11 protein-coding genes are annotated in these 16,242 nt (G+C 71.5%); 4 read left to right on the top strand and 7 right to left on the bottom strand.

The annotated features are described in order from the left end of the window. Positions 1 to 51: 51 nt before the first annotated feature. Entirely contained in the window at positions 52 to 1,281 is a 1,230-nt protein-coding gene (gene mshC, locus IAG43_RS05670; RefSeq protein WP_187739662.1) for a cysteine--1-D-myo-inosityl 2-amino-2-deoxy-alpha-D-glucopyranoside ligase, read from the top strand. 93 nt (positions 1,282 to 1,374) lie between these two features. On the opposite strand, the gene IAG43_RS05665 is transcribed toward mshC, so the two are convergent. From IAG43_RS05665 to IAG43_RS05640, 6 genes are all read right to left on the bottom strand, one after another. Continuing rightward, on the bottom strand, positions 1,375 to 2,571 hold the full coding sequence (locus IAG43_RS05665; protein WP_187739661.1) for a PAC2 family protein: 1,197 nt from the start codon (positions 2,569 to 2,571) through the stop codon (positions 1,375 to 1,377). Positions 2,572 to 2,733: 162 nt separating this feature from the next. Beyond that, positions 2,734 to 3,405, bottom strand: coding sequence for a FadR/GntR family transcriptional regulator (locus IAG43_RS05660; protein WP_187739660.1), 672 nt, complete (start codon positions 3,403 to 3,405; stop codon positions 2,734 to 2,736). Positions 3,406 to 3,536: 131 nt separating this feature from the next. Then, positions 3,537 to 5,156 carry a glycerol-3-phosphate dehydrogenase/oxidase gene (locus IAG43_RS05655; protein ID WP_187739659.1) on the bottom strand — a complete coding sequence of 540 codons (1,620 nt, stop codon included), beginning with the start codon at positions 5,154 to 5,156 and terminating at the stop codon, positions 3,537 to 3,539. A 15-nt stretch (positions 5,157 to 5,171) separates the two neighbouring features. Next, complete coding sequence (gene glpK, locus IAG43_RS05650; protein WP_187739658.1) at positions 5,172 to 6,716, bottom strand: glycerol kinase GlpK; 1,545 nt, start codon at positions 6,714 to 6,716, stop codon at positions 5,172 to 5,174. 52 nt (positions 6,717 to 6,768) lie between these two features. Next, entirely contained in the window at positions 6,769 to 7,560 is a 792-nt protein-coding gene (locus tag IAG43_RS05645; RefSeq protein ID WP_187739657.1) for an MIP/aquaporin family protein, read from the bottom strand. A gap of 393 nt (positions 7,561 to 7,953) precedes the next feature. Next, positions 7,954 to 8,718 carry an IclR family transcriptional regulator gene (locus tag IAG43_RS05640; protein ID WP_187739656.1) on the bottom strand — a complete coding sequence of 255 codons (765 nt, stop codon included), beginning with the start codon at positions 8,716 to 8,718 and terminating at the stop codon, positions 7,954 to 7,956. Positions 8,719 to 9,014: 296 nt separating this feature from the next. Here IAG43_RS05640 and metH point away from each other — a divergent pair, with 296 nt between their 5' ends. From metH to IAG43_RS05625, 3 genes are all read left to right on the top strand, one after another. Then, positions 9,015 to 12,527, top strand: coding sequence for a methionine synthase (gene metH / locus IAG43_RS05635; protein ID WP_187739655.1), 3,513 nt, complete (start codon positions 9,015 to 9,017; stop codon positions 12,525 to 12,527). Positions 12,528 to 12,632: 105 nt separating this feature from the next. After that, positions 12,633 to 13,334, top strand: a complete 702-nt coding sequence (locus tag IAG43_RS05630; RefSeq protein ID WP_187739654.1) for an HAD family hydrolase — start codon at positions 12,633 to 12,635, stop codon at positions 13,332 to 13,334. A 511-nt stretch (positions 13,335 to 13,845) separates the two neighbouring features. Continuing rightward, positions 13,846 to 15,447 carry an ABC transporter substrate-binding protein gene (locus IAG43_RS05625; protein ID WP_187739653.1) on the top strand — a complete coding sequence of 534 codons (1,602 nt, stop codon included), beginning with the start codon at positions 13,846 to 13,848 and terminating at the stop codon, positions 15,445 to 15,447. A 121-nt stretch (positions 15,448 to 15,568) separates the two neighbouring features. Here IAG43_RS05625 and IAG43_RS05620 read toward each other — a convergent pair whose 3' ends face one another. Then, the gene (locus IAG43_RS05620) at positions 15,569 to 16,240 is read right to left on the bottom strand and encodes a response regulator (protein WP_147990638.1); all 672 of its coding nucleotides are present in this window, start codon (positions 16,238 to 16,240) and stop codon (positions 15,569 to 15,571) included. Positions 16,241 to 16,242: the final 2 nt, after the last annotated feature.

Genomic DNA, 16,242 nt, shown 5'->3' with positions numbered 1-16,242 from the left:
GAGCAGTGATCCGGTTCGTATCCGGAACATGCGTCCGGTTAGGCTCAATGCATGCATGCCTGGCCCGCTTCCGAGGTCCCCGCCCTGCCCGGCAAGGGCCGCGACCTCAGGATCCACGACACCGCGACCGGTGGTCCCGTGACCCTCGACCCCGGTCCCGTCGCCCGTATCTACGTCTGCGGCATCACCCCGTACGACGCGACCCACATCGGTCACGCGGCGACCTACAACGCGTTCGACCTCGTACAGCGCGTGTGGCTCGACACCAAGCGGCAGGTCCACTACGTCCAGAACGTGACGGACGTCGACGATCCGCTGCTGGAACGCGCGATCCGCGACGGTCACGACTGGACCGCCCTCGCCGAGCGCGAGACCGCGCTCTTCCGCGAGGACATGACCGCCCTGCGGATGCTCCCGCCGCGCCACTACATCGGCGCCGTGGAGGCGATACCCGGCATCGTGCCGCTCGTGGAGCGGCTGCGGGACGCCGGCGCCGCCTACGAGCTCGAGGGCGACGTCTACTTCTCGGTGGAGTCCGACCCGCACTTCGGCGAGGTCTCCCACCTGGACGCCGAGGCCATGCGGCTGCTCTCCGCCGAACGCGGCGGCGACCCCGAGCGGCCCGGCAAGAAGAACCCGCTGGACCCCATGCTCTGGATGGCCGCCCGTGAGGGCGAGCCCAGCTGGGACGGCGCGAGCCTCGGCAGGGGCCGCCCCGGCTGGCACATCGAGTGCGTCGCCATCGCGCTCGACCACCTCGGCATGGGCTTCGACGTCCAGGGCGGCGGCTCGGACCTCGTCTTCCCCCACCACGAGATGGGGGCCTCCCACGCCCACGCCCTGACCGGCGAGCACCCCTTCGCCAAGGCGTACGTGCACGCGGGCATGGTGGCGCTCGACGGCGAGAAGATGTCCAAGTCCCGGGGCAACCTGGTCTTCGTCTCCGCCCTGCGCAAGGACGGCGTCGACCCCGCCGCCATCCGGCTGGCCCTCCTCGCCCACCACTACCGGGCCGACTGGGAGTGGACCGACGACGTGCTCCGGGAGGCCGTGGAACGTCTCGGCCGCTGGCGCGCCGCCGTGTCCCGGCCCGACGGGCCCTCCGCCGACGCCCTGGTCGATGAGATCCGCGCGGCCCTCGCCGACGACCTGGACGCCCCCGCCGCCCTCGCCGCGGTCGACCGCTGGGCCGCGCTCCAGGGCGCGCAGGGCGGAAGCGACGACGGCGCGCCCGGAGTCGTGTCCCGGACCGTGGACGCGCTGCTGGGCGTGGCGCTCTGACCCGGCGTCCCGCAGCGTGACGCACCGCGGGGGCGGCGCCGGACGGCGCCGCCCCCGCGGTGCGTGTGCCGCCCGGACGGGGCGGCGCGGCTCTCAGTCCTCGGAGGACCCGTCCGCCGTGTCCGGGTCGCCGTCCCGCCCGGTGCCGCGGCCCGTGCCCGGCCGGGTGCCGTCGTCGCGGTCCGCGCCGCCGCCGGTGTCCGGCTGCCCGTCCGGCGTCGTGTCCGGCCGCGCCTCCTGCTGTGCGTCCGGCGTCGTGTCCGGCCCGGCCTCCGGTTGTGCGTCCGCCGCCGTCCGGGCCTCCGGGGACGGCTCGTCGCCGTCGCCGCGTTCGCCCTCCGCGTCGCGCTCGGACCGGGGCGGCATCGGCGGACGCGTCCGGCCGCTCGCCGTGTCCCGCAGGTACGAGCCGCCGTCGCCGCCGTCGGTCGCGTGACCGCCGGGACCCGAGCCGTCGCGCCGGCGCAGGTACCGCTCGAACTCGCGGGCGATGGCCTCTCCCGAGGCCTCGGGCAGCTCGGCGGTGTCCCGCGCCTCCTCCAGGGTCTGCACGTACTCGGCGACCTCGCTGTCCTCGGCGGCCAGTTGGTCCACGCCCAGCTGCCAGGCGCGCGCGTCCTCCGGCAGTTCGCCGAGCGGGATGCGCAGGCCGATCAGGTCCTCGAGCCGGTTGAGCAGGGCCAGCGTCGCCTTCGGGTTGGGCGGCTGGGAGACGTAGTGCGGGACCGCGGCCCACAGGCTCACCGCGGGGACCCCGGCGTGGGTGCAGGCCTCCTGGAGGATGCCGACGATGCCGGTCGGGCCCTCGTAGCGGGTCTCCTCCAGGTCCATCGTGCGGGCGAGCTCCGGATCCGAGGTGATCCCGCTGACCGGGACCGGTCTGGTGTGCGGGGTGTCGCCGAGCAGGGCACCGAGGATCACCACCATCTCGACCCCCAGCTCGTGGGCGAAGCCCAGGATCTCGTTGCAGAACGAACGCCAGCGCATGGAGGGTTCGATGCCCCGCACCAGGACCAGGTCGCGCGGCTTGTCACCGCCGATGCGCACCACGGACAGCCGGGTCGTCGGCCAGGTGATCTTCCGCACGCCGCCGTCCAGCCACACCGTCGGCCGGTTGACCTGGAAGTCGTAGTAGTCCTCGGCGTCGAGAGCAGCGAACACCTCCCCCTTCCATTCCCGGTCGAGGTGTGCGACCGCGGTGGAGGCGGCGTCGCCGGCGTCGTTCCAGCCCTCGAACGCGGCCACCATGACCGGGTCGATCAGCTCGGGTACCCCCTCGAGCTCGATCACCCAGGCCTCCTTCCGAAGTTCTCTCCGTTACGGCCACAACCTTACGGCTTCGCGGGTGTCCCGCCGCAGCCCCCTTGCACAGCCGGGTGAACTTCGCGGCATGTGTCAACCCCCGGGACCCGGAAGCCCTCCGCCCCGTCCGCGCCGGGTCCGCCCGGCCCTCTAGAGCGTGGTCCGCAGCCACTGCTCCACGCTGGCCACGTGCACCGTCGCCCAGGCGCGGGCCGCCTCGGCGTCCCGGTCGCGCAGGGCGGCGAGGATCGCCCGGTGCTCCTGGAGGGTGCGGCTCACGGCGTCCTCCTGGGTCAGCCCGCGCCATACGCGGGCCCGGGTGGTGGGGCCCGACAGCCCGTCGAGGAGCGAGCACAGCACGGAGTTGCCGCAGGCCCCCACGATGCCCCGGTGGAACTCCAGGTCCGCCGCGACCAGTTCCTCGACGGAGGGCTCGGGGCCCAGCGCGTCCAACTGGGCCGCCAGTGCGTCCAGTTCCTCCTCGCCGATGCGCGACGCGGCCATCGCCGTGGCCGCCGGCTCCAGGATGCGTCGGACCACCAGGAACTCCAGCACGGTGTCGTCGCGGTGGAAGTCCACCACGAAGCTCAGCGCCTCCAGCAGCAGTTGCGGGTCGAGGCTGGTGACGTAGGTGCCGTCGCCCTGGCGGACGTCGAGGATGCGGATGAGCGCCAGCGCCCGCACGGCCTCCCGCAGCGAGTTGCGGGAGAGCCCCAGCTCCGCGGCGAGCTCGCTCTCCCTGGGCAGCCGGTCGCCGGGGCGCAGTGTGCCCGAGACGATCATTCCCTTGATCTTCTCGATGGCCTCGTCGGTGACAGCCACGGGCGACCTCCAGACATCCGATGTATCGCCCCATTATGAGGTCGCCCGCCCAGGAGGCCGGCCGCGCCGCCGTTTCCCGGGAACGGGACCGGCCGCCGCGCACCGGGCGGTGCGCGGCGGCCGGTGCGGTCTCAGCGGTCGCCGAGCATCTCCTCGACCCGGCCGCGGACGGAGTCCGTCGCCAGACCGCGGATCGTCAGCGTCGTGCGGCGGCGCAGCACGTCGTCGGCCGTCTCGGCCCACTCGTGGTCCCGCGCGTACGCGACCTGCGCCCAGATCTCCGGCGCGTCGGGGTGCACCCGCCCGGCGAGCGCCGGGTCCTCGGCCGCCAGCCGGGCTATGTCGAACGCCAGCGAGCCGTAGTGGGTCGCGAGGTGGCGTGCCGTGTCCGCCGCCATCCGGGGGCCGGGGGTGCCGCCGTCGACGAGGAGCCGGTGGGCCACCGCGTTCGGGTTCGCGATCCCGGGCAGCGGGAGCTTCCTCGGCAGCCGGGCGATGGGCTCCATGTCCTCCGCGAGCGGCCGGCCCGGCAGCGCCGCCAGCTTGTTCATCACGGTGCGGCCGATGTGGCGGAAGGTCGTCCACTTGCCGCCGGCGACCGACAGCATGCCGCCCCGACCCTCCGTGACGACCGTCTCGCGCTTGGCCTTGGAGGTGTCGCCGGGGCCGCCCGGCAGCACCCGCAGTCCCGCGAAGGAGTAGGTGATCAGATCGGGCGACAGCTGCTGGTCCCGGATGGAGAACGCGGCCTCGTCGAGGATCTGCGCGGTGTCCTTCGCGGTCACCGCGACATCCGCCGGGTCCCCCTCGAACTCCTCGTCCGTGGTGCCGAGGAGCAGCATGTCCTCCCAGGGGAGGGCGAAGGTGATGCGGTACTTGTCGATCGGGGTGGCCAGTGCGGCCTTCCACGGCGAGGTGCGCTTCAGGACCAGGTGGGCCCCCTTGGACAGCCGGATCGAGGGCGCGGCGCCCGCGTCCTCCATCCGGCGCAGGTGGTCGACCCAGGGGCCGGTCGCGTTGAGCACGAGCCGGGCGTCGACGCCGAACTCGGTGCCGTCCGTCCGGTCCCTCAGCTCCGCTCCGGTGACCCGGCCCCGGGTGAAGCGCAGCCCGGTCACCTCGGCGTGGTTGAGCACGGTGGCGCCCGACTCGACGGCCGCGCGGACGGTCATCAGCGCCATCCGTGCGTCGTTCATCTGGTCGTCGCCGTACACCGCCACGGCCTTGAGGTTGTCGGTGCGCAGCTCCGGCACGTCGGCCGCGGCCTTCGCCGGGCTGAGCAGGTGGCCCACGCCGTCGCCGAACGCGGAGAGCGCGGAGTAGGCGAAGACGCCCGCGCCGAGCTTCGCCGCGCCGTGCGGCCCGCCCTTGTAGACGGGCAGGTAGAAGGTGAGCGGGTTCGCCAGGTGGGGGGCCACCTGGCGGGAGACCGCCCGCCGCTCGAAGTGGTTCTCCGCGACCAGCTTCACCGCGCCGGTCTGGAGGTAGCGCAGACCGCCGTGGAGGAGCTTGGAGGAGGCGGAGGAGGTGGCGCCGGCGAAGTCGCCGGCGTCCACCAGGGCCACCCGCAGCCCGGACTGCGCCGCATGCCAGGCGGTGGAGATGCCCAGGATGCCGCCGCCGATCACCAGGAGGTCGAACGTCGCCGTGGAGAGCTGCTCCCGGGTCTCGGCGCGGCTCGCGGCCTTGAAGGAGGACACGGAGCCGGAGGCCGGGTGCGTCCCGGAGGGGACGCTCTGCAGGGTGGTCATTGTTGCTGCTCCTCGTCAGTTTTCCTCGTCGAGCCAGCCCATGGTCCGCTCCACGGCCTTGAGCCAGTTCTTGTACTCGCGCTCGCGCCGGTCGGCCTCCATACGGGGAGTCCACTCGGCGGCCCTGCGCCAGTTGGCGCGCAGCGCGTCGGTGTCGGGCCAGAAGCCGACGGCCAGGCCGGCGGCGTAGGCGGCGCCGAGGCAGGTGGTCTCGGCCACCATCGGACGCACCACGGGGGCGTCCAGGAAGTCCGAGAGCGTCTGCATCAGCAGGTTGTTGGAGGTCATGCCGCCGTCGACCTTGAGCGCGGTCAGCTCGACGCCGGAGTCCTTGGTCATGGCGTCGGTGATCTCACGGGTCTGCCAGGCGGTGGCCTCCAGCACGGCACGGGCGATGTGCGCCTTGGTGACGTACCGGGTCAGGCCGGCGATCACGCCGCGCGCGTCGGAGCGCCAGTAGGGGGCGAACAGGCCGGAGAAGGCCGGCACGAAGTACGCGCCGCCGTTGTCCTCGACGGACAGCGCCAGGGTCTCGATCTCGGCGGCGGAGTTGATCAGGCCCATCTGGTCGCGCATCCACTGCACCAGCGAACCGGTGACGGCGATGGAGCCCTCCAGCGCGTACACGGCCTGCTCGTCGCCGATGCGGTAGCCGACGGTCGTCAGCAGGCCGTTGTACGAGTTGACCGGCTGGTCACCGGTGTTCATCAGCATGAAGGTGCCGGTGCCGTAGGTGGACTTGGCCTCGCCCTTGGCGAAACAGGTCTGCCCGAAGAGGGCGGCCTGCTGGTCGCCGAGCGCGGAGGCGACCGGGACGCCGTCGAGGGCGCCGCCCTTGGCGGTGCCGTAGACCTCGGCGGACGAGCGGATCTCGGGGAGGATCGCGGCGGGCACCTCCATGGACTGGAGGATCTTGTCGTCCCACTCCATGGTGTGCAGGTTCATCAGCATGGTGCGCGAGGCGTTGGTGACGTCGGTGACGTGCACGCCGCCGTCGGTGCCGCCGGTCAGGTTCCAGATGACCCAGGAGTCCATGGTCCCGAAGAGGATGTCGCCGCGCTCGGCGCGCTCGCGCAGGCCCTCGACGTTGTCCAGCAGCCAGCGGGCCTTCGGGCCGGCGAAGTAGGAGGCCAGCGGCAGGCCGGTCTCGCGGCGGAAGCGGTCCTGGCCGACGTTGCGGCCGAGTTCCTTGCAGAGGGCGTCGGTGCGGGTGTCCTGCCAGACGATGGCGTTGTGGACGGGCTCACCGGTGCGGCGGTCCCACAGCAGGGTGGTCTCGCGCTGGTTGGTGATGCCGATCGCCTTGACGTCGGCGGCGGTGATCCCGGCCTTGCGGATCGCGCCGGCGACGACCTCCTGGACGTTGGTCCAGATCTCGGCGGCGTCGTGCTCGACCCAGCCCGGCTTGGGGAAGATCTGCTCGTGCTCCTTCTGGTCGACCGAGACGATCCGGCCGTCCTTGTCGAAGACGATGCAGCGGCTGGACGTGGTGCCCTGGTCGATGGCCGCGATGAACGGCCCGGTGCCGTGGGAGGACGTGGTGGTGGGTGCGTCGGTCACGGGGTGCTCCTGCTCAGGTCTGAGGATGTACGGCTCGTGCGGCGGTCGTGTCTCAGGCGAACGCGATGTTGTAGATACCCGCGGCGGCGGCCGCACCGATCAGGGGGCCGGCGACGGGGATCCAGGCGTAGCTCCAGTCGGAGCCGCCCTTGTTCGGCAGCGGAAGCAGGGCGTGCACGATGCGGGGGCCGAGGTCGCGGGCCGGGTTGATGGCGTAGCCGGTGGGGCCGCCGAGCGACAGGCCGACCGCGACCACCACGAGGGCGGTGATCAGGCCGCCGACGGGCCCGAGGCCCTTGCCGCTCTCGTTCAGACCCTGGGTGAGCACGGCGAGCACCAGGACCAGGGTGCCGATGATCTCGGTCGCCAGGTTCTGCCAGACGTTCCGGATCTCGGGGCCGGTGGAGAAGATGCCGAGCACGGGGCCGGCGTGGCCGTCGCCCTCCGCGTGGGGGCCCTCGGCCGGCTTGTCGGCGGGGTCGCCGACGATCTCGGGGTCGGTGAGGTGGGCGCGGAACTGCCCGTAGTACGCGATCCACACGAGCGCGGCGCCGATCATCGCGCCGAGCAGCTGTCCGGCGAGGTAGACGGGGACGTCGCCCCAGCTGTCGTCCTTGATCGCGATGCCGAGCGTGACCGCCGGGTTGAGGTGGGCGCCGGAGAGCGCGGCGGTCGTGTACACCGCGGTGAGCACGGCGAAGCCCCACCCGAAGGTGATGGCGAGCCAGCCCGCACCCCGGGCCTTGGAGCTCTTGAGGGTGACGGCGGCACAGACGCCGCCACCGAGCAGGATGAGCACGGCGGTGCCGATGGTCTCACCGATGAAGATCTTGTCGCTGTCCACCCGCGACTCCTTTGTCCTACGTCCAGGGGAAGGCGGACCCCGGGTCCCTCCGGAGGTCCGCGCCCTCAGATGGGGGCGAATGCCGGCCCTTGGCGTTGTCACACTCTAGCGCGTATTGCCGTTAGCTGTTCGACAATGCCGACCGATGCACGGCAGTTTTCTCCGGGGTGAAGGCGGCGTCAAGGGTTGAGGGATCGAAAGCCGGATCGTTACCCGGTGGGACGCCCGCCGGTACGCACCTGCCCGCCCGGGGTGCGCCGCAACCGCGCGTGCGCCGCGCGGGCAGGCGGGGGCGCCGCCCGGCGGCGCGGGCGCGGGGGTGCGGCACGCAGCCCGCGCAAGGGGTGGGGGTGTGCGGCGGGCGCGGGGGAGGGGCGGGTCCCCGCCCGGGGCTCAGAAGCGGCCGGCGCCCAGATCGCGCGAGACCGCGCGGGCGCAGTCCCGCACCGCCGCGACCAGGTCGGAGCGGAGCTCGCCGCCGGTGCAGACGCGCTCCACGGCGCCCGTGATGGCGACCGCGCCCACCGGCATGCGCCGGCGGTCGTGGATGGGGGCGGCCACCGATGCCACGCCCTCCCAGGTCTCCTCCACGTCGGCTGCCCAGCCCTTGGCCCGGGTGAGGTCGAGCAGCTCCTCGAAGGCGTCCAGCTCGGTCACCGTGGCGGGGGTGAACGACTTGCGCTCCACCTCGACGGCCTCGGTGTGCGCCACCGGGTCGTAGGCGGCGAGCACCTTGCCGAGGGCCGTGGAGTGCAGCGGCTGCATGGCGCCGACCTCCAGCACCTGGCGGCTGTCGTCGGGGCGGAAGACGTGGTGCACGACGAGCACCCCGTGCTGGTGCAGCACGCCGAGGTGCACGCTCTCGCCGCTGGAGCGGGCCAGGTCGTCCGTCCACACCAGGGCGCGGGCCCGCAGCTCGTGCACGTCCAGATAGCTGTTGCCGAGCCGCAGCAGCTCCGCGCCCAGCTGGTAGCGGCCGGACGCGGGGTCCTGCTCGACGAAGCCCTCGGCCTGGAGGGTGCGCAGGATGCCGTGGGCGGTGCCCTTGGCGAGGTCCAGCGAGGAGGCGATGTCCGACAGTCCCAGCCGGCGCTCGCCGCCGGCGAGCAGGCGCAGCATGGCGGCGGCCCGCTCCAGTGACTGGATGTTCTTCGCCATCGGATCTGGCCCTTCTCCACTGCGGTTCGACTGGCGCTCGCGACGAGCGGGGTATGTTCGCTCCACCGCCGAATACCCGTTCGGCAATGCTGAACACTATCGGTCCATGCCGACCTGGTCATCGCAGAAGGAGTATCCCCCGGCCGAGCTACCCACGGAAACCCGGATGGCGTGGTTCCGTCCGTCCCGTGGGACACATCGACGACGTGGGGCGGCACACGGCTACTCTGACTGCGTGCGCCTTCCCGAGCCGGAGACGCAAAGCCGACAGCCGTCGCATCCCAGGGAGTACATCCATGGCCTCGTTGCCGACCCCTTCCGCTGACAGCCGGACCCGAATCGACGCCCTGCGCGAGGCACTCGCCACCCGGGTGGTGGTGGCCGACGGGGCGATGGGCACGATGCTGCAGGCCCAGGACCCCACGCTCGAGGACTTCGAGAACCTCGAAGGCTGCAACGAGATCCTCAACGTCACCCGGCCCGACATCGTGCGCTCGGTCCACGCCGCCTACTTCGAGGTCGGCGTCGACATGGTCGAGACCAACACGTTCGGAGCCAACTTCGCGGCCCTGGGCGAGTACGACATCCCCGAGCGGGTCCACGAGCTGTCCGAGGCCGGCGCCCGGATCGCCCGCGAGGTGGCCGACGAGTTCACCGCCGCCACCGGGCAGCAGCGCTGGGTCCTCGGCTCCATGGGCCCGGGCACCAAGCTGCCGACCCTCGGCCACGCCGACTACACCACCCTGCGCGACGCCTACCAGCAGAATGCCGAGGGCATGATCGCCGGCGGCGCGGACGCGCTGATCGTCGAGACCACCCAGGACCTGCTCCAGACCAAGGCCGCCATCCTCGGCGCCCGCCGAGCGCTGGACGCCACCGGCACGAACCTCCCGCTCATCTGCTCGGTCACCGTCGAGACGACCGGCACCATGCTCCTCGGCTCCGAGATCGGCGCGGCGCTCACCGCCCTGGAGCCGCTCGGCATCGACATGATCGGCCTGAACTGCGCCACCGGCCCGGCCGAGATGAGCGAGCACCTGCGCTACCTCGCCCGCCACTCCCGCGTCCCGCTGTCCTGCATGCCGAACGCCGGCCTCCCGGTCCTCGGCAAGAACGGCGCCCACTACCCGCTGACCGCCCCGGAGCTGGCGGACGCCCAGGAGACCTTCGTCCGCGATTACGGCCTGTCGCTCGTCGGCGGCTGCTGCGGCACCACCCCCGAGCACCTGCGCCAGGTCGTCGAACGCGTCCGCGGGCTCACCCCCTCCGCCCGCGACCCGCGCCCGGAGCCGGGCGCCGCCTCGCTGTACCAGACGGTGCCGTTCCGCCAGGACACCGCGTACATGGCGATCGGCGAGCGGACCAACGCCAACGGTTCCAAGAAGTTCCGCGAGGCCATGCTGGAGGGCCGCTGGGACGACTGCGTGGAGATGGCCCGCGACCAGATCCGCGAGGGCGCGCACATGCTCGACCTCTGCGTCGACTACGTCGGCCGCGACGGCGTCGCCGACATGGCCGAGCTGGCCGGCCGCTTCGCGACCGCCTCGACCCTGCCGATCGTGCTCGACTCCACCGAGGTCGACGTCATCGAGGCCGGACTGGAGAAGCTCGGCGGCCGTGCCGTGATCAACTCCGTCAACTACGAGGACGGCGACGGCCCCGAGTCCCGGTTCGCCAAGGTCACCCGCCTCGCCCAGGAGCACGGCGCCGCGCTGATCGCCCTCACCATCGACGAGGAGGGCCAGGCCCGCACCGTCGAGAACAAGGTGGCCATCGCCGAGCGGCTGATCGCCGACCTGACGGGCAACTGGGGCATCCACGAGTCGGACATCCTCGTCGACACCCTCACCTTCACCATCTGCACCGGGCAGGAGGAGTCCCGGGGCGACGGCATCGCCACCATCGGGGCGATCCGCGAGCTGAAGCGCCGACACCCCGACGTGCAGACCACGCTCGGCCTGTCGAACATCTCCTTCGGCCTCAACCCGGCCGCCCGCATCCTGCTGAACTCCGTCTTCCTCGACGAGTGCGTCAAGGCGGGACTGGACTCGGCCATCGTGCACGCCTCCAAGATCCTCCCGATCGCCCGGTTCGACGAGGAGCAGGTCACCACCGCCCTCGACCTGATCTACGACCGCCGCCGCGAGGACTACGACCCGCTGCAGAAGCTGATGGCGCTCTTCGAGGGCGCCACGGCCAAGTCCATGAAGGCGGGCAAGACGGAGGAGCTGCTGGCGCTGCCGCTGGACGAGCGCCTCAAGCGCCGCATCATCGACGGCGAGAAGAACGGCCTGGAGGGCGACCTCGACGAGGCCCTGCGCGAGCGTCCGGCCCTCGACATCGTCAACGACACCCTGCTCGACGGCATGAAGGTGGTCGGCGAGCTCTTCGGCTCCGGCCAGATGCAGCTGCCCTTCGTGCTCCAGTCGGCCGAGGTGATGAAGAACGCGGTCGCCTACCTGGAACCGCACATGGAGAAGACGGACGCCGAGGGCAAGGGCACCATCGTGCTGGCCACCGTCCGCGGCGACGTCCACGACATCGGCAAGAACCTCGTCGACATCATCCTGTCCAACAACGGCTACAACGTGGTCAACCTGGGCATCAAGCAGCCCGTCTCCGCGATCCTGGAGGCGGCCGACGAGCACAAGGCCGACGTGATCGGCATGTCGGGTCTCCTGGTCAAGTCGACCGTGATCATGAAGGAGAACCTGGAGGAGCTGAACCAGCGCAAGCTGGCGGCCGACTACCCCGTCATCCTCGGCGGCGCCGCCCTCACCCGCGCCTACGTCGAACAGGACCTCCACGAGATCTACGAGGGCGAGGTCCGCTACGCCCGGGACGCCTTCGAGGGCCTGCGGCTGATGGACGCCCTGATCGCCGTCAAGCGCGGCGTCCCCGGCGCCGCCCTGCCCGAGCTCAAGCAGCGGCGGGTGCGCCCCGCGGCCACCGCCGTCGTCGAGGAGCGCCCCGAGGAGGGCGCCGCCCGCTCCGACGTGGCCACCGACAACCCGGTGCCCACCCCGCCCTTCTGGGGCACCCGCGTGGTCAAGGGCATCCAGCTCAAGGAGTACGCCTCCTGGCTCGACGAAGGGGCCCTGTTCAAGGGCCAGTGGGGGCTGAAGCAGGCCCGCACCGGCGACGGCCCCGGCTACGAGGAGCTGGTGGAGACCGAGGGGCGGCCCCGGCTGCGCGGCTGGCTCGACCAGCTGCACACCCAGAACATGCTGGAGGCGGCCGTCGTCTACGGCTACTTCCCCTGTGTGTCCAAGGGCGACGATCTCATCCTGCTCGGCGAGGACGGCTCCGAACGCACCCGGTTCTCCTTCCCGCGCCAGCGGCGCGGCCGCCGGCTGTGCCTCGCGGACTTCTTCCGGCCGGAGGAGTCCGGCGAGACCGACGTCGTCGGCCTCCAGGTCGTCACCGTGGGCTCCCGGATCGGCGAGGCGACCGCCAAGCTCTTCGAGGCGGACTCCTACCGGGACTACCTGGAGCTGCACGGGCTCTCCGTGCAGCTGGCCGAGGCCCTCGCCGAGTACTGGCACGCCCGGGTCCGCTCCGAGCTCGGCTTCGGGGGCGAGGACCCCGCCGACGTGGAGGACATGTTCGCGCTGAAGTACCGCGGCGCGCGGTTCTCGCTCGGCTACGGAGCCTGCCCCGACCTGGAGGACCGCGCGAAGATCGCCGCCCTGCTCGAGCCGGAGCGGATCGGCGTGCAGCTCTCCGAGGAGTTCCAGCTGCACCCCGAGCAGTCGACCGACGCGATCGTCATCCACCACCCCGAGGCGAAGTATTTCAACGCACGGTGATCCATCGGGCGTAGACTTGTCGGTCCAGTGCAGGCCGGTCACCTGTCACCGCGGTGCAGCCGCGGGAGGGTGACCGGCCTTCTCGTCCCTTCCGGAGGTGTGCCTATGACCAGCACGGTCCCCGCGTCCCTTACCCGTACCGCCGACGGTGCGGCCCTCCAGGCCGTCTTCCTCGACATGGACGGGACCCTCGTCGACACCGAGGGCTTCTGGTGGGACGCCGAGGTGGAGGTCTTCGCCGACCTGGGGCACCGGCTGGACGAGTCGTGGCGCGACGTCGTCGTCGGAGGGCCGATGACCCGCAGCGCCGGCTACCTGATCGAGGCCACCGGCGCGGACATCACCTTCGCCGAGCTGAGCGTGCTGCTGAACGACAGGTTCGAGGAGCGGATCGGCCGGGGCGTCCCGATGATGCCGGGCGCCCAGCGGCTCCTCGCCGAGCTGGCCCGGCACAACGTGCCCACCGCCCTGGTCTCCGCCTCCCACCGGCGCATCATCGACCGGATCCTGGACTCCCTCGGGCGTCACCACTTCCACCTCTCGGTCGCGGGCGACGAGGTCGAGCGCACCAAGCCGCACCCCGACCCCTACCTGGTGGCCGCCCACCGCCTCGGTGCCGACCCGGCGCGCTGCGCCGTCGTCGAGGACACCGCGACCGGCGTCGCGGCCGCGGAGGCGGCGGGCTGCCGTGTCGTGGCGGTGCCCTCCGTGGCCCCGATCCAGCCGGCGGCGGGGCGCATGGTCGTCTCCTCGCTCGAAGAAGTCGACCTGCTTTTCCTGCGCACCCTGATCACCGCCCCGCGCTGATACGTGTACGGTCCGTGCATCTCGAATGCGCCGGGAAACCGTGGGCAGCGGACCATGTAGTTTCCGTCACCATCTGTATTACCGATCGGTAATCGACAAGGTGTTCCGTCACGTGACCTTCGTCACTGCGCGTACATCCCGACCGGTCGACCGAAGGCCCCCGGCCTGCCCCTCAGGGCGGAAAGGGGGCCGTCGCATGCCCGTTTTGCGGCGGACGCATATGAATCATCCACCGGTCCGGAGGGCACACGCAGGCATTCGTGATCACTCTGCGATTACGCCCCAACTCGGGCCCGTTCACGCTTTCCTGGCGCCTGGGACTAATGTCGTGGCCGGGAACTCCGCCGCCTAGCCGAGATGCCCCGAAGGTCATCACACCCTCGGAAACACAGGACCGATCGCTCTGTTCCACCAGCACGATCGCGCCACCCCGACCGGGTGGAAGCGGCGTAGTGACTCGCACACACACCGCTGCATCCCAGAGCCGGTCGGATGAGGGAGAACGTCCAGGATGAACCGTAAGACCTTGGTGCCGCTGGCCATGATCGGCCTGCTCGCGCCCGTGCTCGCCGCCTGCGGCAGCACGGACGGCGGGTCGGGCGGCGGTGACGCCATCGTCGTGGGCACCACGGACCAGTTCGCCGCGAGCGCCGAGTCCCCCGCCCCGCTGGACCCGGCCTACGCCTACGACACCGGTGCCTGGAACGTCCTGCGCCAGACCGTCCAGACCCTGATGCACGCCCCGCGCGGCGGCGGCGAGCCCGTGCCGGACGCGGCCGAGTCGTGCTCCTTCACCGACAACGCCAGCGAGAGCTACCGCTGCAAGCTGCGCAGCGGCCTGAGCTTCGCGGACGGCACCCCCGTGACGGCGAAGGACGTCAAGTTCTCCCTCCAGCGCGTGCTCGACATCGATGCCGACAACGGCACCGCGGCCCTCCTGGCCAACATCGACACCATCGAGACCAAGGGCGACGACGAGGTCGTCTTCCACCTCTCGACGCCCGACGCCACGTTCCCCTACAAGCTCTCGACGCCCGTCGCCGGCATCGTCAGCCCGAAGAACTACGACGCCAAGAAGCTCCGCGAGGGCTTCGCCGTCGACGGCAGCGGCCCGTACACGATGCAGACCGAGACCGAAGGCGACAAGATCACCAAGGTCGTCTTCAGCAAGAACGACGAGTACAAGGGCGACATCAAGCTCCACAACGACAAGGTCGAACTCCGCTCCTTCGCGGACGCCGCCGCCATGGGCAAGGCCCTGGAGGCCGGCGACATCGACGTGATGACCCGCGCGATGTCGCCCGAGCAGATCCGGGATCTCTCCGAGAACCCGAAGGAGGGCATCACCCTCACCGAGGTCCCCGGCCTGGAGATCCGCTACCTCGCCTTCGACACCACCGACCCGTCGGTGAAGAACAAGGCCGTCCGCCAGGCCATGGCCGCCGTCGTCGACCGCGGCCAGATCGCCGGCCAGGTCTACGGCTCGACCGCCGAACCGCTGTACTCGCTCATCCCGACGAGCATCGCCGCGCACACCAACTCGTTCTACAACAAGTACGGCGAGCCCAGCACCGAGAAGGCCGCGGCCATCCTCGAGGACGCGGGCATCGACACCCCGGTCCGGCTGGAACTGAACTACACCACCGACCACTACGGCGAGGGCACCGCCAAGGAGTTCGAGACGCTCCGCGACCAGCTCAACGCCACGAAGCTCTTCGAGGTGACCGTCAAGGGCACCGAGTGGTCCGAGTTCCGCCCGGCCCAGAAGCGCGGCGACTACGCCGTCTACGGCCTGGGCTGGTTCCCCGACTTCCCGGACCCCGACAACTACACCGCGCCCTTCCTCGACGACGGCAACTTCCTCAACTCGCCCTACGTGAGCACCGAGGCGCGCAACCTCATCCCGCAGTCCCGCCGCGAGGCCGACCGCACCGCCGCCTCCCCGGCCTTCAAGAAGATCCAGGAGATCGTCGCCGAGGACGTGCCGTTCCTGCCCCTGTGGCAGGGCAAGCAGTACGTCGCCTCCCGCGACGACATCAACGGCATCGAGTGGACGCTCAACGCCAGCTCCGACCTCCAGCTGTGGGAGCTCTCCCGCGGCGGCGGCTCCTGACCCGTGCCCGGGCCGCCCCTGACCGGGGCGGCCCGGGAAACGCGAAGGGCCGGGGGCCCGGCGGGGCGTGAGCCGCCGGGCCCCCGGCCCTTCGCCGTACGGCCTGGGTGCCGCACCCCGGTCACTGGGCCCCGGGGCGCACCAGACCGCTCTCGTACGCGTACACCGCCGCCTGCACCCGGTCCCGCAGGCCGAGCTTCGTCAGCACATGCCCGACATGGGTCTTCACCGTGGTCTCGCTCACGAACAGGTCCGCCGCGATCTCCGCGTTGGACAGGCCCCGGGCCACCAGCTTCAGCACCTCGACCTCGCGGTCGGTCAGCGTGTTCAGCGCGTCCGGGACGGGCTCGTCGCCCGACGGGAGATGGTCCGCGTACTTGTCGAGCAGCCGGCGCGTCACGCTCGGCGCGAGCATCGCCTCGCCCGCGGCGACCACCCGGATCGCCTGCACCAGCTCGTTGGCGGGCGCGTCCTTCAGCAGGAAGCCGCTGGCCCCGGCGCGCAGCGCCTCCACCACGTACTCGTCGAGGTCGAACGTGGTCAGCACGAGCACCTTCGCCGGACCGTCGCGGCCGGGCCCGGTGATCTGCCGCGTCGCCTCGACGCCGTCCATGCGCGGCATCCGGATGTCCATCAGCACCACATCGGGCTGCAACGCCCGCACCTGATCGAGGGCCTGGAGGCCGTCCCCGGCCTCGCCGACCACCGCGATGTCCTGCTCCGCCTCGAGGATCATGCGGAAGCCGGTACGCAGCAGTGGTTGGTCGTCGACCAGTAGGACGCGGATCGCCACGG

This window comes from Streptomyces genisteinicus, from assembly GCF_014489615.1.
Classification (GTDB): Bacteria; Actinomycetota; Actinomycetes; order Streptomycetales; family Streptomycetaceae; genus Streptomyces; species Streptomyces genisteinicus.
Note: the sequence above shows the minus strand (reverse complement) of the source record. Positions and strands in the feature narration are given on the sequence as shown.

Coding starts and splice junctions, on each gene's coding strand:
- IAG43_RS05625 (WP_187739653.1), top strand. CDS start 13,846: ATGAACCGTAAGACCTTGGTGCCGCTGGCCATGATCGGCCTGCTCGCG.
- IAG43_RS05655 (WP_187739659.1), bottom strand. CDS start 5,156: ATGACCACCCTGCAGAGCGTCCCCTCCGGGACGCACCCGGCCTCCGGC.
- IAG43_RS05630 (WP_187739654.1), top strand. CDS start 12,633: ATGACCAGCACGGTCCCCGCGTCCCTTACCCGTACCGCCGACGGTGCG.
- IAG43_RS05640 (WP_187739656.1), bottom strand. CDS start 8,718: ATGGCGAAGAACATCCAGTCACTGGAGCGGGCCGCCGCCATGCTGCGC.
- metH (WP_187739655.1), top strand. CDS start 9,015: ATGGCCTCGTTGCCGACCCCTTCCGCTGACAGCCGGACCCGAATCGAC.
- mshC (WP_187739662.1), top strand. CDS start 52: ATGCATGCCTGGCCCGCTTCCGAGGTCCCCGCCCTGCCCGGCAAGGGC.